The sequence below is a fragment of the Aphanizomenon flos-aquae FACHB-1287 genome (genome assembly GCF_014698755.1).
In the GTDB taxonomy this organism is placed as follows: domain Bacteria; phylum Cyanobacteriota; class Cyanobacteriia; order Cyanobacteriales; family Nostocaceae; genus Dolichospermum; species Dolichospermum flosaquae.
In genome coordinates, this window is record NZ_JACJTO010000001.1 from 105,148 (window position 1) to 130,629 (window position 25,482).

The following is a 25,482-nucleotide window of genomic DNA, read 5'->3' on the forward strand; positions in this document are numbered from 1 at the left end:
CACATATTATTATCATTGCAAATGATGCCATTCTTAATAAGTTCTACCAACGTTTTCAATTACCTAATTGAAAACAGAATTTGTCAGCCACAAGAGCAGCCATTAAGTAAAATAGAATTAAAATCCGCGAAAAATTTCAATTTATTAATTAGTTTACCAGATGGTCGTCAACTCCTAGTAAAACAAGAGCGTTATGATCAAAATGGTAAAACTTTAGGCGAATTTATAGATGAGTGGAGAATTCATGATTTTTGTCAAAAATTCCCAGAGCTAAATCATTTACCTTCATCTTTATCAGAAGTAATTCATTTTGATTTAGAAAACTCCATCATTGTTTTTAACTATCTAAATCAATATCAAGATTTAGCGGAATTTTATGCCAAAGATCGGGAATTTCCTGCTGAAATTTCTCAGTTAGTTGGTACGACTATTGCAGCTATTCATCGCAAGACAATAAACAATAAAAGCTATCAAAATTTCTTTGAAAATCCTCTAAAATCTCACAATATTATCAAAGGATTAGATAGAATTACACCACAAATATTTGGTCAACTTCCGGCTGATGGTTTGAGATTTTTTGCTCTCTATCAACGTTACGATAATTTAGGAAAAGCAATTGTACAATTAAATCAGGCTTTTACTCCCTGTTGTCTCACCCATAATGATCTCAAACTTAATAATATTCTTTTATCTTTAAACTGGGAAACAGAACTTGAAGATAAATTACCTGGAAACAAAAATATCATCCGATTAATTGATTGGGAAAGAGGCAATTGGGGAGATCCTGCTAATGATTTAGGCACAATAATTGCTAGTTATCTGCAAATTTGGTTATATAGCATAGTGGCTAATAAAACTATCCCTATTGAAGAATGTTTACGTTTAGCTGCTATTCCGTTAACAATGATTCAACCTTCTTTATCAACATTAGTTACTGGTTATTTAACTAATTTTCCAGAAATTTTAGAACTGCGTCCAGATTTCTGGCAATTAGTGATGCAATTTAGCGGTTTAGCTTTAATTAGATCTATTCAGGCTAGACTTCAATATGAAAAAACTTTTGATAATTCGGGTATTTGTATCCTCCAAGTTGCTAAGAGTTTATTGTGTCGTCCCCAAGCATCTATTTCCACAATTTTGGGGATGGAATTTTCAACAATAACTTCTAAAAATTTATCTCTTGTTTAGAAAAGGAAAGCTTGTATGCAAGTATTAGATTCTATAAATAGTCAACTTTTCCAATTACCAAAAGAATTACAAACAGCACTGCAAAATATTGTTGACAATCTGGAAATTGAATCATTTTATTCTATTAAGCATCCAGAATACAAATTACCAGAATTACCAGAATCAGTAATTGCTCGCTTTAAAAATTTATCCTTAGATATTCAAAATAAACACTTGAGTATGCAATTACGTAATTTTCTCTATAGTGCTTATTACAACGGTTCTTGGACTAATTCTCTTAATACTGACACCGAAATAAATAACTTCAGTAATAATAGCTTATTTGGCATGGATTTGGCGTTTTATGAAAAACTACATACAAGTAATACAGGACGAGGATATTGGAGTGAAAATTGGTTAGTAGTTCATGAAGAAAATGATGGCTGTTTAGCAGTGCAGAAAAATGGTTTAACCTTGCATATTGAACGGGATTTATATTTATCAGAAGTTGATAAATCAGCTAATGTTGGTAATTTAGTAGCAATTAAAATGCCTAAAAATCTAGTTCAAAATGGATTTTATATGGCAGTATCTAATCTGGGAACTCAAGACAATGAAGATATTGTCAGAATCTACTTTAACCTATCACCAGAAGGAGCAGTATCAGTGATGGAGAATGTGACTACAGAACTCAATAATATGCAAGTTTCTTTCTCATTTAAAGCTCTATATAATCCTGATGAATATAGACGTTATGATTCGGCAGTTCTTTACTTTAATAAACATCAATATAAAACAATTTATCCTATGTTACAACAGGTATATTCAGAAAATCAAGATAGTTTTTTCCCACAAGTACCGTTGTTTACTAAGCAACTAGCACCAGGATTAGGTTGTGCTGAAGAACCAACCAATAAGCTGGCAGAAAAAGAAAGTTTTGGGACTAATCGTTGTCAAATAATTGCTAATGGTTTAATTGCTGCTTGGCAAGCGGGCAATAATCATCCTGAAAGTCGAATGACAGCTATTTTGGAACAATTTACTTTACACAAAATCAAATTACGATATCCTTATCTTAATGGCTATTCAGATGATATTTATACGACTTTAGATTGATAATATCAATATCCCCGAATTCTTAGAGAATTCGGGGATCTCAAGTATTTTTTAGACAGTAATTATTAGCTTTTTGGCTACTGTTAATTAAGATCTTCGAGTTCGGTAATCTCCCATGTCTAAGATCATGATAAAATCGATTTGTGCAACTAACGCAGATTGTAAATTTATCAAGGTTAACTTTACTGTATGAAAAATAACCATGTTTTTCTAACTTTAGCCCTATTGACTTGTTTTGCCGCTCCCCAAAAAGTTCTAGCAGATGAGATGTGGAAAACGAAGGAATATAATGTGATCTATCAAACAGATCGTAACAAAACTGCTATCTGGAGTTATGGCCGCAATAGACTTATATTTATTGATGGTTTAGCAGGAGTTACCACCAACCGGGGTTCATACAGCGGCTATTGGGCACAAGATCGTGATCGTTCATCGGTACGTTGCGATACCTATAGAGAAGGTGCTAATGGTAAACCTACTTATTATTGGGGCAGATTTGAAATTACCTTCATTGATCCAGATTTCCCTTCTCGCTGGCAAGCTAATCTTAGTCTTTGTGATCGCCTTCCTACAATGACTTTAAATGGTAAACCGATTACATCCGATCAATAAGACTCAAATAAATTCTGTAGAGACGTTGCATAAAACGTCTTTACAACTAAAAATAAACTCCATATCAATGAATAGCATAATTATCTCCTGTTTTAACTAGCTTCACTAAATATTTCTATGGGAGAAACAGGAGAATTTATTTCATCTCCTAATGTAGCCATAATTTCTAATTTATTAATTTGCTCTTTTAACCAATTAGTAAATAAATCTCCAAGAATCCCTACCCGGATTTGTTCATTCAATTGGGGGGCAATAATTTCTTCAACAATAATTATATGAACTCCCTTAGGTGTAGTTACTGGTTTAATCATTTCTGGGGGATTAGCTGCAAAAACTGCGGAAGCAACTTCTGGTCTAAAATCACTGCGTTTGCGGATACCTTGATATCCTCCAGCGCGACGGATTTCAGGATTTTGGATATATTGACGAGCTACTTCTTGAAAACTAATTTCCCCTTCTTGGAGAGCATAAAATATTTCTAAAGCTAGATCTTCATCATCTAATATCACTTCATAGGTAACTGCTCCGCTATAACTAATTTGATGAGCATAAAAAAATGGTTCTATCTTGTCAGCAAATAAATGATGGGCTAATTTCGCAGATAGGAGATTAAGATTAGCTATTTCTTCAAAATTGTCTAAGGAAAGATAATGTTTTTTTAACCATTCCCATGTGTCATCTGCTTTAATTAGATTATTAACTAATCGTAAATTATCTGCGGATTGTTGTAATTCTGCTATTTCAATGCTAATACCTTCTTTTTTAGCTGTTTCTGTAATGATTTTCCTGGTGGCAATTGCCTCTAATAAACTAGGGATTTGACAGGATATTTTCAGATGATAAATAATATCTTCTTTGGATATTTTTAAAATATTTGACATGATTTAATCTCCTGAATTTACTCAATTTATTAAAAATTCTTTTTTTCTTACTTAAAGAAATTATTAACGTATCTATCATATTTACCTAATATGTGATCTTTTTATCTCTATCCAATGGTACTTTTAATATTTTTGATAATTTATAGTCACAAAATTTGCCAATAAAAAACAAAATCCCTAACTTCTTCAAGAAGTCAGGGATTTAATTAATGAACAAAGAAAATTTTACTAACCGAGAGAAACAGTTAAACTTCCGGGTTTAGCTAAATCACCAGTTAATACCACCCCCCGATTATTAGTGTGTAAATGACGGAGAATTTTGTAAATTGCTTCAACTTCCTCAGCAGCGCCGACAATATCTGCAAGTTCAGTCATAGAAAGTGCTTTTTTCTGGGTTTTTAACACTTCTAGAACCCGTTTTTGTAAATCAAGAATCACAGCAGCGGCTTTTTTACCAGCTTCCACACCTGGTTGATGATAAGCATTGACATTAACTAAACTGGCATATAAACCCACAGCCCGTTCATACAATGCAATTAACGCGCCCACAGTGCGAGCATTAACTTGAGGAATGCTGACTGTAATCGAATCGCGGTTATTTTCATACAATGCTTGACGAGTTCCTAACAAAAATCCACAGAGATAATCACCAGAAGTCACTCCAGGATCAACTTCTGGGGATTTTCCTTGACGATCTTCTAAAACTTCAATTAAGGTAGCAAAGAAATTAGGGACACCTTCACGCAACTGTTGTACATAGGCGTGTTGGTCCGTTGAACCTTTGTTACCATAAACTGCAATCCCTTGATATACAGTTTTCCCGTCCAAATCTTTTTCCTTACCTAAAGATTCCATGACCAGTTGTTGCAAATAGCGGCTAAATAGCAACAGGCTGTCTTTGTAAGGAAGAACAACCATATCTTTTTCGCCTTTACCATTGCCAGAAAAATACCAAGCCAGGGCTAATAAGGCAGCCGGGTTATTTTTGAGATTGGGGACGCGGGTAGCATCATCCATCTCTTTTGCACCATCTAGCATGGCACGGATATCAATGCCCTGTAATGCCGCAGGTACTAGCCCTACAGCGGACATTTCTGAGGTACGTCCACCCACCCAGTCATACATGGAGAACCGGGCTAACCAATTTTCAGATTTGGCGACCTGATCCAGATTGCTACCGGGTCCAGTAATCGCCACTGCATATTTAGCAAAGTCTAAATTTTGGGCTGTGTAAGCTTGTTTGACTTCAATCATGCCGTTGCGGGGTTCGGGAGTACCTCCAGATTTGGAAATCACTAATACCAAAGTTGTGGCTAGTTTATTTCCCAGTTGGGCGAGAACCCGATCAATTCCGGTAGGGTCGGAATTGTCTATAAAGTGAATTTGTAAGGGCGGTAAATCGGGAGAAAGAGCTTCAGCGACAAATTGCGGACCTAAAGCTGAACCACCAATACCAATGGAGATGATATCTGTGAAGCGGCTTTCCTTGGGGGGATGAATCGCCCCGGTGTGTACCTGGTCGGCAAAAGCTTCGATTTGTTCCAAGGTTTGAACTATTTCTTGGGTTAGTTCAGGGGTGGGGGCCAAATCTGGATTCCGTAACCAGTAATGCCCTACCATGCGGTTTTCGTCAGGATTGGCGATCGCACCTTTTTCTAATTTCACCATATCCGTAAACGCCTTGTCAAACTTAGGCTGTAATGATGCCACAAACGCATCATCAAACCGCATTCGACTAATATCTAGATATAGTCCTAATCCTGGATGGAAATATAACCAATCCTGGTATCTTTGCCAAAGTGCCCTAGAAGTCATAGGGAAGTCCCAAATAAAGTGTTGGTCAAACACAAGTTTAATGTATGGTTTTGGCGATCCCTGCTTTGTCTTATACAGTTTTTAACAGAATAACGGATATGGGGAGTTTTAAGTTGTTGACACTCTCAGGGCTGAATTAAGTACAAAGGTGATAAATCTTTACGTACTTTAACCAATCTTTACAAAAAGAAAAACTCTATGGTCAGTGGTCAGTGGTCAGTAGTCATTAGTTAGTGGTTATGAACGAACAACTGACAACGAACAACTGACAACTGACATAACACCGGGAAGTGCTGTATCTGGCGGTTTTTAATCGCCAGGATGATCTTAATGGGTAGATTCTTGGATCAAAGTATCCAACTCTTGCTGCATTTTATTTTTGACTAACTCATAGCATTCATTAACATAAATGCGATCGCTTGCAGCTTCTCTTCCATAGCGAGAAAATACAATAGGCGGACAAACCCTAGTGTATATAGGCATAGGAAAAGGAATATTAGGCCAAGGTCCAAAAGCCACTCCCCAGGGTAATCCTAGATAAATAGGAAAAACCAGAGGGTCAACTCCAAACAGCCAAGGCATACCCATTTTATGAAATTGCTGCATGATTTCATATATATCAGCTAAGACAATCAGAGTATCATGTGACCCCCAGGAAATGGCCGGGACAATCGGCACATTTTCCCGCAACGCTAACTTGATAAATCCCTGGCGTTGAGCAAAGTAAATTTTATCCCGCATTGCATGGGGACGAAAGACATCCTCCGCCCCACCAGGATAGACTAAAACACTAGCACCAGACCGCAAAGCCGCGTAAGCCATTTTCGGATGAGCTCTGACTGCACCAGCCTTCATCGCCATTTCTGCTGCTAGAGGGAAGACATCCCAAACTTTAGGGTGCATCAAACCATAAATCGGTCTCTCCACGCCAAAGCGACGCAACCAATCATATAACATCATGGATGTGTCTGGAGAGGCCAGCCCGCCATTATGAGAACCAACAATCAGGATTTTTTGATTGGGAACATTTTCCCAACCACTGGTTTGGACTCGAAAATATAAGTTATATAACCAGCCTAAGATAGGCATCATAGACTCAATAAACTTTGGATCTCGTTGCTCTAAGGACCACCCTGTATTGGTGTTTTGAAGATGCTTCAGTTTTAACATCAGGAAATTTTTCAGGATTTACACGGATAAAACTATCCGTTGTTTTGCAGTTTCATTCAGCCTAACGCAAGGAAAGCCATTGTTTTCTTGACTCTAAAATCAAGAAATATTCAGTAGGAACACAATCTAATTGTTCTCGTCTCAATAAGTAATATCTCAAAGGTCAGTCGTCAGCAGTCAGTGGTCAGTGGTCATGAACGAACAACTGACAACGAACAACATTACGAAAAGTTCTGCAAAATCCGGCTAAAACAGACCTTTTTGTTTAAAACTCAATGCAGCCAATATATGAGAGCATAGAAATAACATGAAAACTTTGAAGCTATTGAAAATTGCTTCCCTAGCATTTACAACAGGTTTATTATTGAATCAGTCTAGTTTTGCTGACACCTCAACCATTGAAATTAATTCTGCTTTGACAGAAGACCTAATATTAACAGGTCTGTCTGGGGGGGATGTGAAAGATAAATGTGGGAATATTAGCTCCACCCCTAATCAAGTAATTTCAATTACAGAGCCATTGCCTTATCTACGCTTTACGGTGGAGGCTAAAGATAATGAAGCTACAGGACAAACACTATTGATTTCAGGACCGGGAGGGAGATTTTGTGTTCTTGCTGAAGGTGGCAAGGCAGAACTCTCTGGTTACTGGCAAGAGGGTAAATACTTAGTGTATATAGGTCAATCACGAAAGAAGCAGAAGTACACTCTTTCTATTTCTCTGAAAAAACCAATTTTAAAATAGTACACCTGTCACCTATCACCTTCTTCTTTTTGGCAACAAATTGGACTCCTAACATGATATTGGTATTACAGTGACTCAATAAAATCTTGAAGGGGGAAATATGTTTAGAAGGCTAATTGGTGTTGTTGTTGCTACTATTTTACTGACTTTTCAGATGGTTATCAGTAGTGCAACAGCTTTAGAACTAAATGAAACTATCCGCACGGTGCCATTAAATGACAAAGGTGATACTGTTGTATTATCTCTGAAACAAGTCAAAAAAGGTAAACGACTATTCAATTACGCTTGCGCTCAATGCCATGCAGGTGGTGTGACGAAGACTAACCAAAATGTGGGACTTGAACCAGAAGCTTTAGCAGGGGCTCTACCCAACCGCAATAATATTGAAGGACTGGTGGACTATATGAAAAATCCCACCACCTATGATGGTGAAACAGAGATTTCTGAAATCCACCCCAGTATTAAGAGTGCAAATATTTTCAAAGTCATGCGAAATCTTAAAGAGGAAGACTTGAAAGCAATTGCTGGACATATTCTCCTTGAGCCCAAAGTTGTTGGCGCTAAATGGGGTGGCGGTAAAATTTATTACTAAACTATCCTGATACAGCCATACAAATTGTCAGGGAACAGATGATACATTCCCTGACATTTCAACAACTAATTTCTAAGCTGTACAGGCATAGCCAAATAAGTCATTTTTAACCCACCTAAAGGAGTAAAAATTACTGGAGTTAAACTTTGATTTAAGTGCATTTGAATTTCTGAAGATGGTAATTCTTTCAAACCTTCCATTAGATATTTGACATTAAAAGCAATGTCTATATCTTCTCCAGATATTTGTGCTGGCATTGATTCTGTACCACTACCCACATCTTGGGCTTCACAAGATAAAGTAACTTCTTGATTGGCATTATCAATGCTAACTTTGACAATATTGTTTTTCTGATCTGCTAATACAGCAATTCGTTCTAAAGTGCTGATAAATTGCTTTCTTTCTAATGTAACTTGGCGTTCAAATTGACGAGGAATTAATTGCCGATAGGCTGGATATTGTCCTTCTAAAGTGCGGCTTGTTAACCGTTGATTTTGCCAAGCAAAGACTACTTGACCTTGATCTAAATATACCGCTACAGTATCTTCCGAGGCGGAACTATGTCCTAACATCCGTTGTAATTCCCGTAATGCTCTTGCGGGTACTGTCACTTCTACCTGTTCACTCCCTTCTACAGGACGCTCATTGTTGGTTTCCAGCACGGCTAAACGGTGTCCATCGGTGGCTGCAAATTCTAAAGTGTCTTGTTTTAGGGTTAAATGTACTCCTGTGAGGACTTGTTTAGTTTCGTCTGAACTGGTAGCAAATAAAGAACCTTTTAAACCTTCAATTAAGGCAGCAGTGGTAAGAGTAATTGCTTCAGCGTTTTCAATCACTGGTAATTCGGGAAATTCTTCCGCGCCCATTGCTCGCACTTGGTAACGTCCGGTCTTGGGCTTGAGTGTAACAATTATACCTTCTCCACCTGCGTCTCCTGATTGGTCATCGAGGGTGATTTCCCCTTCTGGTAAACGAGAAGTGATATCTACAAGTAGTTTGGCGGGGAGAGCGATCGCTCCACTTTCTAATACTTCGGCTGTAAAACTGGTACGGATACCTAAACTCAAGTCAAAGGCTGTTAAACTCACTTGATTAGTTTTGGCATCTGCTTGTAATAAAATATTAGCCAGGACTGGGTGAGTTGGCCTAGATGGGACTGCACGACTAACGAGAGAAAGATTACTACTGAGATCACTTTGAGAACAGATTAATTTCATCTTAAAGGTAATTGAATGGGGGGAATAGGGAATAGGGAATAGGTAATTGGTAATGGGTAATTGGTAATTGGTAATTGGTAATAACTGATTTACCCATTACGTTGTTATCTTAACTGCTTAAAGCCTTGATAAACCGTTGTAAACTCTTAAACACACTGGATTTTTTAGCTGGTGTAGAGTCTGTGGTGTTTTCCCCTTTCCCTAGGAGAATTGCATCTAATTCATCACCAGAGGGTTTTTTAGGGAGTTCGGTAATTTTTTGATATCCACCTTCTGTTTCTAACCATATTTCCCACAGTCCAGGGTAGCAACGGAAAAGGGCAGATTGATCATCTAGAGGACGGATATAGTAACAAGATTCGATGGTACTAATGAAGCGACGACGGGTTTCCCTGGCTGTGTAACCGATACCAACGATACTAGAATCTTCTAGTCGGGGTGTCAACATGATGACGGGACGTTCTCCAATTAGTTCACACAATTTTTCTAATTGTGGTACTTCTACGGATGTGGGGGCGATAAACAGGAAAATTTCATCTTCTGGCTGAATTTTCGCGGCTAAGGATGCGGCTCTACCTGTACCAATATCGGAAATTTGGAATCCTGCATCTTTCCAGTCACGACGGGCTAAAGCAGCCGCACCGGCATCAGCAAAGAAGACTTTGAGACGGGATTCATATTCAGTAAACTGAGGGAGAAACTGTTCTGCAACTGTCATGAATTTGAGTTCTGGAAATAATAACTCAACTTGAATCCGAGTTACACCATCAGCTAAAGCTGATTTTACCGCTTCTGTTGATTGAGCGATCGCATCTTCTAGGGTTTTGGGTAGTTCGGCCATGGTTTACAAAGTCGCTGGATTAGTATTTAATTCTCTCACTATTAAGTCTCCGGTTGTAAAATCGCGGATTGGGAGAGATAGTTTCAGATTTAACAATAAGTGCTATAATGGGAGATTACGGCTTATGCTCCTAGTCTTGGTGCTTACTGCCCATTTACCATTTTAAACCATTCGTCCGCCTAAGACTGCAGCCATAATTGGCGACAGGCCGATGTTATTTCTGGAGTTCTATGTCTTTTTCTAATCTCGGCTTGTCCCCTGAAATTATCCGTGCTGTTACGGAGCTAGGATATAATCAACCTACACCAATCCAGAAACAGGCTATTCCTGTGGTATTGGCTGGGGGTGATATTATGGCTGGAGCGCAAACTGGTACTGGTAAAACCGCCAGCTTCACTCTACCATTGTTACATCGTTTGTCTGCAAATAAGAGTATTTCCAGCAATTCTCAGGGATTTTCCCCAATTCGGGCTTTAATTCTCACTCCTACTCGTGAACTCGCTGCACAGGTACAAGAAAGCGTCCGTGATTATGGTAAATACTTAGATTTGAGTTCAATGGTGATGTTTGGGGGGGTGAGTATTGGTCCCCAAAAACAGAAATTGAGAACCCGTATAGATATTTTAGTTTCCACTCCGGGACGATTGTTAGATCATGTTCAACAAGGGACAGTTAATTTATCCCGTGTAGAAGTGTTGGTACTGGATGAAGCAGATCGAATGCTGGATATGGGTTTTATTAATGATATTCGCCGTATTCTGGCACTTTTACCAAAACAACGCCAGAATTTGCTATTTTTTGCGACTTTCTCGGATAAAGTTAAAATCCTGGCCGCTGGGTTACTAAATAATCCGACAATGATTGAAGTGGCACGTCGGAATGTAACTGCGGCTACGGTATCACAGAAAGTTTATCATGTGGACCGCGATCGCAAACGGCAATTACTTTCTCATCTGATTCAGGAAAATAACTGGTATCAAGTATTAGTGTTTAGCCGCACCAAGCATGGTGCTGACCGCTTGGTTAAGCAGTTGGGTGAGGACCGTATTCAAGCTTTAGCTATTCACGGGAATAAGAGTCAAGGAGCGCGAACTCACGCTTTAACTAAGTTTAAAGATGGGACTTTGCAGGTATTGGTAGCAACGGATATTGCTGCGCGTGGTCTTGATATTAGTGAATTACCTCACGTTATTAATTACGATTTACCGAATGTTCCAGAGGATTATGTACATCGTATTGGTCGGACTGGACGCGCTGGTGCGGAAGGTCAAGCGATTTCCCTTGTATGTGTTGATGAACATCATTTGTTAGCGGATATTGAGCAACTAATTCAGCAGCGTTTACCTAAGGAAGTGGTGGCTGGTTTTGGAGTCAACCCGGAAATTAAGGCCGAACCAATTCCCAATGGACGCAAAGCTCCTGCTGGTGGTGGTGGAAATCAGCGAACTCGTCGTTCTGCTCCTAAATCTGCTTCTCAAAAGTCCCCTAGACAGCCTTCTTCACGCACAGCAGCGGGTGATAAAAAGTCTATTCCTGGTTCACCGACACCACGTCGTTCTGGTAAACGTAGGTAATAGACCAGTCCCCACAAGGGAAAGTGTTTAGTCTCTAGAGACTAAACTTACTAATAAATTTGGCATTGCTGATAGCTTGCGTAGCGAAGCGAGACTGAAGTATGAAAATCAAAAATTTCAAATTCTTACTCTCTGAGACTCTGCGCCTCTGCGTGATGTAAAATTATATCCTGAATAAGCAACGCCATAAAATTTAATTTATGAAAATACTCATCCTCAATGCCGGTTCTAGCAGCCAAAAGAGTTGTTTATATGATATAACATCCCCAATTCCTAATTTAGCCCCCCAACCCCTGTGGGAAGGGAAAATAAATTGGACTCAAGACCAAAACCCAGCGGAAATTACAGTCAAAACCGCTACAGGTGCAAAACTGCAAGAAACCCTGGCTGGTGATTCCCGACAGGTGCAATTTGCTTACCTGCTATCTACTCTCATCAATGGTACAACTAAGGTAATTGATGATTTATCAGCCATAGAAGTGGTGGGACATCGGGTAGTACATGGTGGTCAAGATTACCGAGAGGCTGTGATAATTACGGAAGATATTAAACAGGCGATCGCTCGTTTATGCAATCTCGCCCCAGCACACAATCCAGCAGCTTTAGTAGGTATCGAAGTCATTGAAAAAAGTTTGGGGAATGTGAGTCAAGTCGCAGTTTTTGATACAGGATTTCATAGCACCTTACCGGAGTCCGCAGCTATCTATCCCATCCCCTATCATTTAGCAGAGCAAGGTATTCGTCGTTACGGCTTTCATGGTATCAGTCATCAGTATTGTGCGAATCGAGCAGCGGAAATTCTGGGTCGAGATTTATCATCTCTGCGGATAATTACTTGTCATTTAGGTAATGGTTGTTCCCTAGCTGCTATCAAAAATGGTCGCAGTATTGACACAACTATGGGATTTACTCCTCTGGATGGTTTAATGATGGGTAGCCGCTGTGGATCAGTTGATCCAGGGATTTTAATTTATCTATTGCAGCAGTATAATTACTCTAGTCAAGAATTAGATAATGTGTTAAATAAGGCTTCTGGATTAAAGGGTATTTCTGGAATATCGAGTGATTTAAGGGAGGTGATAGCTGCTAAAGAACAAGGTAATCAACGCGCTCAATTAGCATGGGATATATACGTACATCGTTTGCGGGCTGGTATCGGGGCGATGCTGGCGAGTTTAGCCGGTTTAGATGTATTAGTCTTTACTGCTGGGGTAGGGGAAAAATCCGCAGGAATCCGTCAAGCAGCTTGTACAGCTTTTGAATTTTTGGGGCTAAAAATTGATTTAGAGAAAAATCAACAACAACCTGTTGATATTGATATTGCCACATCTGATTCAACAGTGCGCGTTTTAGTTGTAGCAACTCAGGAAGATTGGGCAATAGCACAACAATGTTACCAATTGATGCGATAATCAAGAGGGAGGGGAGGTTATCCTCATTTTTAATTTTTAATGCTGAATTTTTAATTACTCGAAGTATGCTTTTATCTCGTGAAGCTTTTATTACACCCTTGGTCCCTTGCTTGTGTATTACTGGCATTAGCTTAATGCAAATACCAAAACTGCAAAAACTATTAATTAATAAACAAGCGATTTCCGTAGAAACTCTGGAAAAAGACCTCAAAAAAGCAAGTCTCCACTTGCAATTATTCCAGAATGTACCCAGCTTTGGTTATAAAAACCTGATTGCAGATTGGGTGTATATTGATTTTTTGCAATTTTTTGGTGATACGGAAGCCAGAGATAAAACAGGTTACAGTATCAGCCCAGAATATTTTAAAGTTATTTTAGACCGCGACCCACGATTTCTAGAAGCCTATTTATCACTTTCAATAAGTAGTTCTTTATACGGTGGTATGCCAGATCAAACCATAGCTTTAATGGAAAAAGGATTAAAATCTATATCCCCCCAAGTACCAAAAAGATCCTATTATGTTTGGCGCTATAAAGGCACAGATGAGTTATTGTTTTTAGGTAATGCTCAAGCAGCCCGAACATCTTTTCTCAAAGCCGCAGAATGGGCAAGTGCTTACACTGATGAAGAAAGTAAACAAGTAGCATCTATTTCTGACAGAACTGCTCAATTTCTCAGTAAAAATCCTGATAGCAAATCGGCGCGAGTCGCTACATGGACAATGGTTTTAAATAATAACATAGATGAAAAAACTCGCAAACGGGCAATTCGGGAAATTGAAGCTCTGGGAGCAAAGGTCATTGTTAATCCCGACGGTACAACTAATATTAGACCAGGAGCAGATTAATTGGTGAGTTATTCATTCGGTGACTTCTCCTGAGAACGTTACAATAGAACTCCTGCTATCTTCACGTTTTAGACCCCACAGGAGGTGGGAGATTATTTTGAGCATGACAGGAGGATGATTTTGAGATATCTTAAGATAAGTTAACATAATTATCATAATGTCCTCTTCCTTAGAGAAGCAAGGTATAAGCAGCAAACAAGTACAGGAGAATCAACATCGGTGAATAATAAAAGATGGAGAAATACGGGGCTGTATGTGCTCCTTTTTATAGTTGTTATTGCGCTAGGAACAGCTTTTTTTGACAAACAACCTCAAAGCAGAGAAACATGGCGTTACAGCCAGTTTATCCAAGAAGTTGAAAAAGGTGGAGTTGAGAGAGTTAGTTTGAGTTCCGACCGGTCTACAGCCCTGGTAACACCCAAATTTGACCCTAATAAAAAGATTGTCACCTTAGTTAATGACCCGGATTTAATTAATACTCTCACAGCTAAGGGTGTTGATATCGCTGTATTACCTCAAGCAGACGAAGGATTTTGGTTTAAGGCTCTCAGCAGCTTATTCTTTCCTGTGTTGCTGCTAGTTGGCTTATTTTTCCTCCTCCGTCGCGCTCAAGGCGGTCCTGGGAATCAAGCTATGAACTTTGGTAAATCTAAAGCTAGGGTGCAAATGGAACCCCAAACTCAAGTTACATTTGGGGATGTTGCGGGTATTGACCAAGCTAAATTAGAATTAAATGAAGTTGTAGACTTTTTAAAGAATGCTGATCGCTTTACTGCCATTGGTGCGAAAATTCCTAAAGGTGTACTTTTAGTTGGACCTCCTGGTACTGGTAAAACTCTACTTGCACGGGCTGTAGCTGGAGAAGCTGGTGTTCCTTTTTTCTCAATTTCCGGTTCGGAATTTGTGGAAATGTTTGTGGGTGTGGGCGCTTCCCGTGTCCGCGATTTATTTGAACAAGCGAAAACTAATGCTCCTTGTATCGTCTTTATTGATGAAATTGACGCGGTAGGTCGTCAACGGGGCGCTGGTTTAGGTGGTGGTAATGACGAACGGGAACAAACCCTTAACCAGTTGTTGACGGAAATGGACGGTTTTGAAGGTAACACTGGTATTATTATTATCGCTGCTACCAACCGTCCTGACGTATTAGACGCGGCTTTATTACGTCCTGGTCGTTTTGACCGTCAAGTTGTGGTTGACCGTCCTGACTACGCGGGAAGAAGCGAAATATTGAGAGTTCACGCCCGTGGTAAAACTTTATCTAAAGATGTAGACTTGGATAAAATCGCCCGTCGGACTCCTGGTTTTACTGGTGCTGATTTATCTAATTTACTCAATGAAGCCGCAATTTTAGCCGCTCGTCGGAATTTAACTGAAATTTCGATGGATGAAATTAATGATGCTATTGACCGCGTATTAGCGGGTCCTGAAAAGAAAGACCGGGTAATGAGCGAAAAACGCAAAACTTTGGTAGCATACCATGAAGCAGGTCACGCTTTGGTTGGGGCTTTAATGCCTGACTATGACCCTGTCCAAAAGATTAGCATTATCCCTCGTGGTCGTGCTGGTGGTTTGACTTGGTTTACTCCTAGTGAAGACCGTATGGATACTGGTTTATACAGTCGTGCGTATCTGGAAAATCAAATGGCTGTGGCTTTAGGTGGTCGTCTCGCTGAGGAAATTATCTTTGGTGAGGAGGAAGTTACGACAGGTGCTTCTAATGATTTACAGCAGGTGGCCAGGGTAGCTAAACAAATGATAACTCGGTTTGGTATGAGCGATCGCTTGGGTCCAGTTGCCCTTGGTCGTCAACAAGGAAATATGTTCTTGGGTCGAGATATTATGTCTGAGCGCGATTTCTCGGAAGAAACTGCTGCTGCTATTGATGAAGAAGTGCGGAAGTTAGTAGATACGGCTTATATTCGAGCTAAAGAAGTTTTAGTCGATAACCGCAAGGTATTAGATGAAATTGCTCAAATGCTGATTGAAAAGGAAACCGTAGACGCTGAGGAATTACAAGAAATTCTTGGTAATAACGATGTGAAAATGGCTGCTTTTGCGTAATTTTTCCTAAACTTTTTAAAAGAGTAATTCTGGTTTTTCTGGAATTACTCTTTTTAGTTAGTTTCTTCTAAAGGTCTGAACTACTTAGAATTTGACAAGCTTTTCCTTCTAGACCTATCAAATCTGACGAGCAACTACTGGCTACTCAAAATGTAATTGATTCTCTATGTCAAGAATTGAATCTTAATCATATTTAATCTCTTTCGAGAGTTATGTTTATTTTGTGATTTCTGCCGTGTATAACAGCTTATCTACATTGAAACCGATAATGGGTAATTATCTCTTTTTTGCTTCTTTGTCAAAAGTAATATAAAATGCCTTGTATTACCAGTAAGTTTCACTAGCATCGAAATTTTTGATCTAGAGAATATTAGTCCATTGGCTAGGTGTAAGATAAATACAATGAATCCCATTAACTTAAGTTGGAGTAAACTGCTTGTTACAGCGGTTTCTGTTGTCGTATTATCACCAATATCTTCTGCATTAGCAGTATTAAGAATTTCTTCCCCAGTTACATCAAAATTTAGCAATTCTCCGCAAACACAACTTTTAGTAAGTCAATCTGACGGTAAAGCAATTGATACTACTGATAATACGAGTTTTCCACCAGAAAAAAAATCAGCATTTACCCTTTATATATGGCAACCTGGAGGAACAATAAAAGAAGTAATTGCCCGTATTTCTATTAAGAGTAAATATGGTAATAAATATCGTCAAGAAAGGTTTTTAGGTGATTATAAATATAAGATTAAGCAAAAGGCTAAGTTTGTTAAAGGATTTAAATTAGGCGATCGCATTGTTATCCGTTTATATGATACAAATAATCGCTTTATTGGTTACAGTGAATTTGTCTGTTTACCAGAAAATACCGCGGTTAATTTGATTTTATCAGCTAATCCCACAGAAGACAAAGTAGTTCGCACTTTTTATGGTTTTGATACTAACAATGATAGCATTGTTGATAATAATAATGCCTACGACTATTTCACGGAAGTTAATAACCAAAAAGTTACTTTCCTGAATAGTTCAGAAAAGCTCAATATTGTCCAATATCAAGCCGCAGGATTTGCTAAAGTTGCTACCACTGGCATTTATCCTACATCCTTTAGTGAAGGTGATTTTGCTGTAGTTGGTAAATCCCTCAATGCCTTTGATTCTACTTTAGCAAAAGCCTTAACAGCTAGTCCTGGTAGTTTAGTAAAATTAACTCCAATTACTGCAAACTCTAGTTTTGAACTTGGTAAATTATTAAGTGAATATCGGCAAATAGGAGTAGCTAAAGATATTCAAGTCTCATTTTCTGATATTCCTAAAAACTATTGGGCTAGAGAATATATTGCCGAATTAGCAGCAATGGAAGTAATTAGCGGATTTCCTAATAATTCTTTTCGTCCGAATGCACCAGTAACTCGTGCTGAATTAGCCGCTCTTTTGCAAAAAGTCTTTGTTAAAAGTAAAATTCGAGAAGCAATTAATTTTAAAGATGTTCCTCAGAAATATTGGGCTTATGATGCTATTCGAGAAACTTACGAAATGGGCTTTTTTACTATTCTCAATAGCAAAAGCAAAAACTTTAACCCCAACCAAAAACTTAACCGTCTCGATGTTTTAATCACTTTAGCTAAAGGATTGAATTATAAATTTACAGGTTCAACAGAAAATATCCTTTCAGTTTATAGTGATGCTTCTAGTATTAGAAGTGAACATCGTAATTTTATCGCGGCTTTAACAGAAAATGGTGTAATTACTAATTATCCCCATAAAAAATTGCTAAATTCTAAAAAAGTTGCCACTAGAGCAGATGTTTGTGCTTTATTATATCGAGCAATGGTGAGCACTGGAGAAGTCCCAGATTTACCGACAAAATAAGTAGACAATTGATACTCCCATGGACGCAGGTATGCGTCCTTGATTACACTAAATATAGCTGGGATACTGACTGTAAAAAATTATGATAAAACAATCAAGTTTGCCAAAAACCCCATACAATCGGTTAATGTTATTAATCAACCAATTTCTTTAGCTTTACCAATGTACTTAAAGTCATTTGTAGGAGAGGATTATGGATTATACTAAGTACAAAAATTCATCTGGGAATTTAAAGGCAGTTTTATTTGACTTTAATGGTATTATTATTAAGGACAAAGCAGTACATATTCAACTAATAGATGAAATTCTTATACAAGAAAATCTTCAACCTCAACGGGTACAAGAGCGTCAAGCTTTTTTAGGAATAAGCTGTCGTGCGTATCTGCAAAGTCTGTTAAAAAGTCGTGGTAGGGTATTAAACGAAGCTTCTATAAATCAGTTACTTGTCCGCAAAGCTCAAGCTTATGTGCTAGAATTGGGGAAGCTGGAAAAATTGCCTTTGTATTCTGGCATTGAAGATGTGATTTTTCAGATTCGTTCCCGTCATCTTAAATTGGGGTTAGTTAGCGATGCTTTATCCTCAGAAATAGCAATGGTGTTAACATCTGCTAAGTTAGCTGAACACTTTTCTGTGATTGTGTCGGGGGACGATATCAGCAGCAATAAACCTCATCCAGAAGGTTACTTGTTGGCAGTTGAACGTCTAAATCAGGTATATCCAGAATTAAACTTAAAACACCATGAGTGTTTAGTGATTGAACATACTCCATTAGGTATACAAGCAGCTAAACGCGCCCAAATGCAAGTAGTAGGTGTAGCGAATACTTATCCTTTCCATATGCTACAACGTCAAGCTAATTGGACAATTGATTATCTGATTGATTTGGATTTACAGCGGGTACAAGAAGTTTTTTTAGAAAAAGATGTGCAATTTGTTGTTCCTGAGTGTTAAGATATAGTACGTCTATTATTTCCATTAGATTTGAAAACGCATAAGCGTAACAAGGGGAATTAGCTCAGTTGGTAGAGTGCTGCGATCGCACCGCAGAGGTCAGGGGTTCGAGTCTCCTATTCTCCATTTGTACATTGTACATTCGCACATTACATATCACATTTCGCAAATCAATGTGGCATAAACTTAACACTGACTACACAATACATAAATTATAGGGGAATGGCTATATCTCATTCAATGCTGGTAAACTTTTAACTATTCTCACGGTTTCTAAACTGACTCTCACTATCCTTTTAACTAAATCCACTATATAACGGGGATTTTCTGACCAATGGTTAGGGTCATTAATTATGCCACTATCCTTATCTTTGGTGACTTTGTACCGTTCCATAATCCATTCTAGGGCTGATTTGCCATTTACTATATATTCGTAGGCTTCTAGGGGGATTTGGGACAGGGTAAGTTTACTATTATAGATGATGATGGTTTTATCTATACCGTTTTTGTTTTTACCAAATACCATTTTTTCGACTTGATAATCTTTGTCGTCTAAATATAATTCTTTTTTAAATTCTTCTAATTCATAAGGTTCTATGGTTTCATAGTTGAGATGATAATACCCTAATTCTCTACCGGCTTGACTGAATGTCCAAAAATCCGCAGTAAAGGGGATTCGTGGTAACATTTTCTTGAGGTCTGACGCAAAGCGTTGTTTATATTCGGGGGAATGTAATACTCCATAAATGTAATAGAAGATATCTGATTTTGTGATGGTTTTGTCTTGATATTTTTGCTGATATTCTTTGAAAATGCTATCGGGGATGTTTTCTTTTTTCGTGTATTGTTCTGTGGTTGCTGTTGCAAATAGTGATCCTAGTTCGCTTTGTTTTTCGTAGGTATATAAGGGGAAACATTGACTTGTATCATGAAAGTGTAAATTAGGAATAACATCAGTTATTAAAGCTGAAAAATCTTTTGTAACACCAATTCCAGTTACACAAATTACTAAGTTTTCTAAGTTTTGATTTGGGAATATTCTTGGTAATTGATATGTCATATCATTAAAATATTTATTAAAATAAACCCAATTTTTACAATAAGGTCTATATATTCCCATAAATACAGAATCATGAGAAAATTCATAATTAATGAATCTTCCTAAGTCATTTTTTAAACCTCTTGACCAACTTATATTTTTAGGGTCATTATCAATAAAAGATTCTACTTGTTTTTTTCTTTGTTCAACATTATTTAAAGTTTGACCTTTTAAATGTTTCTTAAAATCTTCAACTTGTTGATTATAAAAATCAATCATTTTAGTCATATTAGCTGTTAATTCTTGTTTAGAAAAATTATAAACCCAAGTATCTCGACTTGTTGCTAATCCTCTTGAATATACATCAAAAATAGTTTTAGAAGTTGCATCTTTTTTATCACCCAATGAAATAAAACTTTCAAAATCATCATTACGTTGGTTAATCCAATCATAATTTTCATTAGGGGTGATTTCTTGCCATTTCATAGTAGAAATATCACCGAAATTTTTAATAATATCTAATTTTTCTTTTTGACTTAAATAATCACCAATATCATGATAAAATACCTTATTTTCTGATTTCTTACTGGAATTTTTGATTAAGAAAATAATGGCAATAGTAGCACGACTTCCTGAACCAAAAATTTTACCTCCTTCTTTTCTTGATTGTTCTCCCGAAGTTCTTTGATTACCACGTAAATTAAAACAATAAATGCTAGTAAATTCATCTACCAAACATTTTCTAAAACCATCCATTGCATTATTATCAATGAATGAACCATTACTGACAAAACAAACTATACCTTGGTCTTTAATTCTATCACTAGCCCATCTAAAACCGCGAATATAAGAATCATAAAGGCTGTTTTTATTCGTAGCTGTGGAATGTTTAGCGTAACTATTGGCAATTTTTTGATCTAAATTTTCATATTTGAGATTTTTATTACCATCATTTTCGCTTGTTTGTCCAGCAGAATAAGGAGGATTACCAATAATCACAGTAATATCCCTTTGCTTTTGATTAATTACCCGTTGATTATTTTCAGGAAAGATACTTTCTAACAAATAACCTGCATTTTCAAACATTTGAAAAGTATCCGTTAAAACAATCCCATTAAAAGGTTGATACCCCCCCTTACCCCCCCTTATTAAGGGGGGGAATGAAGCACCCCCTTCGTTAATGGGGTTGAAATCTAATCCCCCTTCATTAATGGGGTTGAAATCTAATCCCCCTTCATTAATGGGGTTGAAATCTAATCCCCCTTCGTTAATGGGGTTGAAATCTAATCCCCCTTCATTAATGGGGTTGAAATCTAATCCCCCTTCGTTAATGGGGTTGAAATCTAATCCCCCTTCATTAATGGGGTTGAAATCTAATCCCCCTTCATTAATGGGGTTGAAATCTAATCCCCCTTCATTAATGGGGTTGAAATCTAATCCCCCTTCATTAATGGGGTTGAAATCTAATCCCCCTTCATTAATGGGGTTGAAATCTAATCCCCCTTCATTAATGGGGTTGAAATTTAAGCCCCCCTTTACAAGGGGGGTTGGGGGGTATTGAGTTAAAAAATGATAACTTTCCTCAATATTAATTGCCGCAATATAATAAGCTAATAAAACAATCTCATTAGCGTGCAATTCTGAAGTAAACTTCCGTTGTAAATCCTCTGGTTTAATTAACCCACTTTGCAATAACCGCACCATAAAAGTACCAGTCCCGGTAAAGGGGTCTAAAATATGCACACCCTCATCACTTAAACCCACACCAAATTCTTGTTTTAAAGCAAAATCAGCACTTTTAATAATAAAATCTACCACTTCCACGGGAGTATAAACAATACCCAATCTTTCTACCAACCGGGGAAAAGCCGCACGGAAAAATTTATCATATAATTCAATAATGATCCGCTGTTTTCCTTCTGCATTATCAATACCACTAGCGCGTTCTCGCACACTTTGATAAAACTTGTCTAAAGTCTTGACTTCCTTCTGTAAAGATTGACCTTCTAACACATCTAACATTCTTTGCATTGTCTGGGAAACCGGGTTATATTTAGTAAATTCGTAACCCTCAAACAAAGCATCAAAAATCGGTTTAGTAATTAAATGTTGAGATAACATTTCAATGGCTTCATCTTCGGTGACATTAGGATTAATATTTTGATGTAATCCTGTGATAAATTCATCAAATACTTTTTTCGCTTCCGATTGTAAGGGCGAACGGCCGTTCGCCCCTAATAAAGCCTTAATTCGGGAAATGTGAGTATCAGCAATGTCCGCTACATCCTTAGCCCATTTTTCCCAATACTGTCTATCACCACATTTAGTAACTATTTTCGCATAAATGGCATTTCTCCATTCTTCAATGGGAAAATTCAATTCTAATTGTTTATATGTGGGGGCGAACGGCCGTTCGCCCCTACCATTATTTTCAGTTTTACCTCCCACTCCAATAACAGCAATTTGGGGAGGACGACGTTTATTTAATTCTATTTTATTGACAGTATCATTAAATCGGTCATCATGGGAGCGTAAAGCCTGTAAAACTTGCCAAATTACCTTATATTTTTGATTATCTTTTAAAGCAATTTCGGGAGGTATATCAGCAGGAATACCAACGGGTAGAATAATATAACCGTACTTTTTCCCTTCAGCTTTTCTCATCACTCTACCAACGGACTGTACCACATCTACCACCGAATTACGAGGAGTGAGAAACATGACAGCATCTAAAGCAGGAACATCTACACCTTCCGATAAACACCGCGCATTTGATAAAATTCGACAGATAGAACCCTGTGCGGAAGTATCAGCTTTTAACCATTCTAATTTACTGTTTCTTTCTAAAGCGTTTTGTTTACCATCAACGTGGTCTAAATTACATTGTAAAAACGTTTCATCATCGGGGTTTAATTGTTGATAATCATTGACAATATCAGCGAATAAATCAACAATCTTTTGAGAATCTTTAATGGTGCGAGAAAAAGCAACCGCACGTTTCATGGGGTTATTATCTTCTATTTCTTCTCCTTGAGCATCTTGAATTAAACGTTTAGCTAAACCATTCCAACAACCGATAATTTTAACTGCGTCATCTAAATTTAATTCGTTATTTGCGTCTGCTAATTGTTGTTGAAAAGTTGCACTCACAAATTTTTCATCAACTGCTAACACCATCACTTTATAATCAGTTAATAAACCAGTGCTGACAGCTTCCCCAAAATTTAAACGATGAAATTCTTGACCATAGATATTTACATCATCCATGGAACATAAAAAAGCGTCGTTTTCCTGTGCTTGTACTTTAGTTTCATCACTATAAAGTTTAGGAGTTGCTGTCATGTAAAGACGTTTTTTAGCTTGGATAAAATCTTGATTATGTACCTTCACAAAATAAGATTCATCTTCACCAGAAATCGTTACTCCTGTGGTTCTATGGGCTTCATCACAGATAATTAAATCAAATTCTGGTAAACCTTTTTTCTGTGCGTCTGATATAGATTGAATTGATTGATAAGTGGAGAAAATAACGGTTAAACCCCCCCTAACCCCCCCTTGTAAAGGGGGGGAACTTTCTAAGGGAGAATCAAAAGCCCCACTTTCTAAGGGAGAATCAAAAGCCCCCCTTTCTAAGGGGGGTTGGGGGGTATTAAAAGCACGATAGGATTTAATAATATCTTCCGCGTTAGTTGTAGGGGGAAAAGCTAAATCATTAATGGTAAGATCAGCAAGATCATCATTTTGAGATTTTTTCTTATTTTTACCCACATTCACATCAGAACAAACTGCAATACTATGAAAATTAATATCACTTTCTGCTGTCCATTCTCTCAATGTTTGGGAAAGTAAAGAAATAGAAGGAACTAAAAAGAGAATTAAATTATTTTCTCTAGGGAAATTTTCGGCGATTTTCAAAGCAGTAAAGGTTTTACCAGTACCACAAGCCATAATTAATTTACCTCTATCTCCCGTTTTAAACCCAGCGAGGACTTTTTCTAAAGCGTCTTGTTGGTGGGTTCTAATTTGTTTTTTAGGTTTAAGTTCTAAATGATCAGGATTTTTTAAACTGAACTTATCCCAATCAATGGGACTATTTTCTAAATTATAAATATCAGCACGAATAACAGGAATTTGTTGACCATCTAAAGCTGCTTCGGCGTTTTTACTCCACTTATTTGTAGTGGAAATTATCATCCGTTTTTTAAATAAATTTGTCCCGGAAGTGGTGAAAAATGAATCTATATCTGATTTTTCTAAAGTTTGATTTTCTCCATAACATTTACATTGAATAGCACAATAATCGCCAGTATCTCTGATTACTGCTACTAGGTCAATACCTGTATCTGGCATATTTCCCCGTTTTGGAAAATCCATCCACATCCACACTTGACTAAAACACTCTTTATAAATAGGATCAGTCTGGAGATAATTTAACATTAATCGTTCAAATTTATCACCTAAATCACGGGGGGAATCAGAATTTTCTCTAAATTCATTTAAGACTGAGCGAATGGTCATTTTAATTTTTCTACCAGTTTATAAATTTTATTTGTTTATGTTTTTGATGATAATTAAAATTATCATCCTGTATATCCTTAAATCCTGCTTAAGCTAATTCTGATTATATGATAACTACAGTTAAGTATATCTGTAAAGACCTGAATAGGTTAATTTGTATTAACTTTGGAGCAAAAATTATAGAATTGTATAAATTAGATAGGATAATAAGGATATCTTCCCATGTTTTCCCCTGTATAATGAAGTACACATTATAATATATAAACATAAAAACTTCCAGGAATACAGGGTAGTATTACCTACCCTACCAGGTTGAAATAGATTTCTTGACCCCGATTACTTCCGTCGTTCTTGTAGTTTCAAATACACAGCCTTTAAATCAACCTGATGATGTGCCAAAGCCACAAGCGTATGATAAAATAAATCTGCAACTTCACCAGCAATTCCATCAGCATCATTATCCTTGCAGGCCATGACTACCTCCGCGCTTTCCTCACCGATCTTTTTCAGGATCTTATTATCACCACCAGCCAATAACTTACAGGTATAAGAATCTTCATGAGGATGATCCCGGCGATCGCAGATCACCGCAAACAACTGTGATAAACTATCTCCTGGTGGTGGTGTAACCTTGCCATCAACCTGGTGAAAACAACTACGTTCCCCAGTATGACAAGCAACATCACCCACCTGCTCCACCCCCACCAACAAAGCATCACTATCACAGTCATAACGAATACTTTGCACCTTCTGAATATGACCAGAAGTAGCCCCCTTATGCCAAAACTCCTGACGGGAACGACTCCAAAACCAAGTTTCTCCAGTTGCTAAAGTCCTTTGTAAAGATTCCCGATTCATCCAAGCCATCATCAGCACAGTTCCATCCAAATAATCTTGGACAATTGCCGGTACTAAACCTTGGTCATCATAGCGAATTTTGTCCACAGGGATAGCAGATAGGAGGGATAGCAATTCAGGACGAGACATAGCAGTTAATTTACAATAATTAGTGGAATTAGGATACCATTTTCACCTAATCCTATACCATAG

The 25,482-nt window shown here is 37.6% G+C and carries 18 protein-coding genes and 1 tRNA gene; 12 read left to right on the forward strand and 7 right to left on the reverse strand.

What is annotated here, in order from left to right:
- The first annotated feature begins 24 nt into the window (after nucleotides 1-24).
- The 3 genes from H6G44_RS00485 (at nucleotide 25) to H6G44_RS00495 (ending at nucleotide 2,895) form a co-directional block, all read left to right on the forward strand.
- Nucleotides 25-1,188: a phosphotransferase gene (locus H6G44_RS00485; protein WP_190385362.1), complete on the forward strand. Its 1,164-nt coding sequence runs from the start codon at nucleotides 25-27 to the stop codon at nucleotides 1,186-1,188.
- 15 nt (nucleotides 1,189-1,203) lie between these two features.
- Nucleotides 1,204-2,283 carry a T3SS effector HopA1 family protein gene (locus tag H6G44_RS00490; RefSeq protein ID WP_190385275.1) on the forward strand — a complete coding sequence of 360 codons (1,080 nt, stop codon included), beginning with the start codon at nucleotides 1,204-1,206 and terminating at the stop codon, nucleotides 2,281-2,283.
- Nucleotides 2,284-2,472: 189 nt separating this feature from the next.
- On the forward strand, nucleotides 2,473-2,895 hold the full coding sequence (locus tag H6G44_RS00495; protein ID WP_168632233.1) for a hypothetical protein: 423 nt from the start codon (nucleotides 2,473-2,475) through the stop codon (nucleotides 2,893-2,895).
- Nucleotides 2,896-2,987: 92 nt separating this feature from the next.
- Here H6G44_RS00495 and H6G44_RS00500 read toward each other — a convergent pair whose 3' ends face one another.
- The 3 genes from H6G44_RS00500 to H6G44_RS00510 all read right to left on the reverse strand — a co-directional run bounded on the left by H6G44_RS00500 (nucleotide 2,988) and on the right by H6G44_RS00510 (nucleotide 6,761).
- Nucleotides 2,988-3,776 carry a peptidylprolyl isomerase gene (locus H6G44_RS00500; protein WP_190385274.1) on the reverse strand — a complete coding sequence of 263 codons (789 nt, stop codon included), beginning with the start codon at nucleotides 3,774-3,776 and terminating at the stop codon, nucleotides 2,988-2,990.
- Between the two features lie 228 nt (nucleotides 3,777-4,004).
- Complete coding sequence (locus tag H6G44_RS00505) at nucleotides 4,005-5,591, reverse strand: glucose-6-phosphate isomerase (protein WP_190385273.1); 1,587 nt, start codon at nucleotides 5,589-5,591, stop codon at nucleotides 4,005-4,007.
- Nucleotides 5,592-5,918: 327 nt separating this feature from the next.
- Nucleotides 5,919-6,761, reverse strand: coding sequence for a lysophospholipid acyltransferase family protein (locus tag H6G44_RS00510; protein ID WP_190385272.1), 843 nt, complete (start codon nucleotides 6,759-6,761; stop codon nucleotides 5,919-5,921).
- A gap of 307 nt (nucleotides 6,762-7,068) precedes the next feature.
- Between H6G44_RS00510 and H6G44_RS00515 the strand changes: the two genes are divergently transcribed.
- Nucleotides 7,069-7,506, forward strand: coding sequence for a hypothetical protein (locus H6G44_RS00515; RefSeq protein WP_190484217.1), 438 nt, complete (start codon nucleotides 7,069-7,071; stop codon nucleotides 7,504-7,506).
- 100 nt (nucleotides 7,507-7,606) lie between these two features.
- Nucleotides 7,607-8,098: a photosystem II cytochrome c-550 gene (psbV, locus tag H6G44_RS00520; protein ID WP_190385271.1), complete on the forward strand. Its 492-nt coding sequence runs from the start codon at nucleotides 7,607-7,609 to the stop codon at nucleotides 8,096-8,098.
- Nucleotides 8,099-8,163: 65 nt separating this feature from the next.
- On the opposite strand, the gene dnaN is transcribed toward psbV, so the two are convergent.
- Complete coding sequence (gene dnaN, locus H6G44_RS00525; protein WP_190385270.1) at nucleotides 8,164-9,315, reverse strand: DNA polymerase III subunit beta; 1,152 nt, start codon at nucleotides 9,313-9,315, stop codon at nucleotides 8,164-8,166.
- Nucleotides 9,316-9,424: 109 nt separating this feature from the next.
- Nucleotides 9,425-10,156, reverse strand: a complete 732-nt coding sequence (locus H6G44_RS00530) for a DUF1995 family protein (protein WP_190385269.1) — start codon at nucleotides 10,154-10,156, stop codon at nucleotides 9,425-9,427.
- Nucleotides 10,157-10,386: 230 nt separating this feature from the next.
- Between H6G44_RS00530 and H6G44_RS00535 the strand changes: the two genes are divergently transcribed.
- The 7 genes from H6G44_RS00535 (at nucleotide 10,387) to H6G44_RS00565 (ending at nucleotide 19,001) form a co-directional block, all read left to right on the forward strand.
- Nucleotides 10,387-11,730: a DEAD/DEAH box helicase gene (locus H6G44_RS00535; RefSeq protein WP_190385268.1), complete on the forward strand. Its 1,344-nt coding sequence runs from the start codon at nucleotides 10,387-10,389 to the stop codon at nucleotides 11,728-11,730.
- Between the two features lie 200 nt (nucleotides 11,731-11,930).
- Entirely contained in the window at nucleotides 11,931-13,142 is a 1,212-nt protein-coding gene (locus H6G44_RS00540; protein WP_190385267.1) for an acetate kinase, read from the forward strand.
- A gap of 65 nt (nucleotides 13,143-13,207) precedes the next feature.
- On the forward strand, nucleotides 13,208-13,990 hold the full coding sequence (locus tag H6G44_RS00545; RefSeq protein ID WP_190385266.1) for a hypothetical protein: 783 nt from the start codon (nucleotides 13,208-13,210) through the stop codon (nucleotides 13,988-13,990).
- A 219-nt stretch (nucleotides 13,991-14,209) separates the two neighbouring features.
- Nucleotides 14,210-16,054, forward strand: coding sequence for an ATP-dependent zinc metalloprotease FtsH3 (gene ftsH3 / locus H6G44_RS00550; protein WP_190385265.1), 1,845 nt, complete (start codon nucleotides 14,210-14,212; stop codon nucleotides 16,052-16,054).
- Between the two features lie 402 nt (nucleotides 16,055-16,456).
- The gene (locus H6G44_RS00555; RefSeq protein WP_190385264.1) at nucleotides 16,457-17,923 is read left to right on the forward strand and encodes an S-layer homology domain-containing protein; all 1,467 of its coding nucleotides are present in this window, start codon (nucleotides 16,457-16,459) and stop codon (nucleotides 17,921-17,923) included.
- A gap of 193 nt (nucleotides 17,924-18,116) precedes the next feature.
- Nucleotides 18,117-18,875 carry an HAD family hydrolase gene (locus H6G44_RS00560; protein WP_190385263.1) on the forward strand — a complete coding sequence of 253 codons (759 nt, stop codon included), beginning with the start codon at nucleotides 18,117-18,119 and terminating at the stop codon, nucleotides 18,873-18,875.
- Between the two features lie 53 nt (nucleotides 18,876-18,928).
- Nucleotides 18,929-19,001 (forward strand) — tRNA-Ala (locus tag H6G44_RS00565).
- Nucleotides 19,002-19,101: 100 nt separating this feature from the next.
- Here the strand turns inward: H6G44_RS00565 and H6G44_RS20075 are convergent.
- Both H6G44_RS20075 and hisIE read right to left on the reverse strand, forming a co-directional pair.
- Entirely contained in the window at nucleotides 19,102-24,432 is a 5,331-nt protein-coding gene (locus H6G44_RS20075) for a DEAD/DEAH box helicase (protein ID WP_242046773.1), read from the reverse strand.
- A 336-nt stretch (nucleotides 24,433-24,768) separates the two neighbouring features.
- Nucleotides 24,769-25,419: a bifunctional phosphoribosyl-AMP cyclohydrolase/phosphoribosyl-ATP diphosphatase HisIE gene (gene hisIE, locus H6G44_RS00580; protein WP_190386100.1), complete on the reverse strand. Its 651-nt coding sequence runs from the start codon at nucleotides 25,417-25,419 to the stop codon at nucleotides 24,769-24,771.
- Between the last annotated feature and the right edge of the window lie 63 nt (nucleotides 25,420-25,482).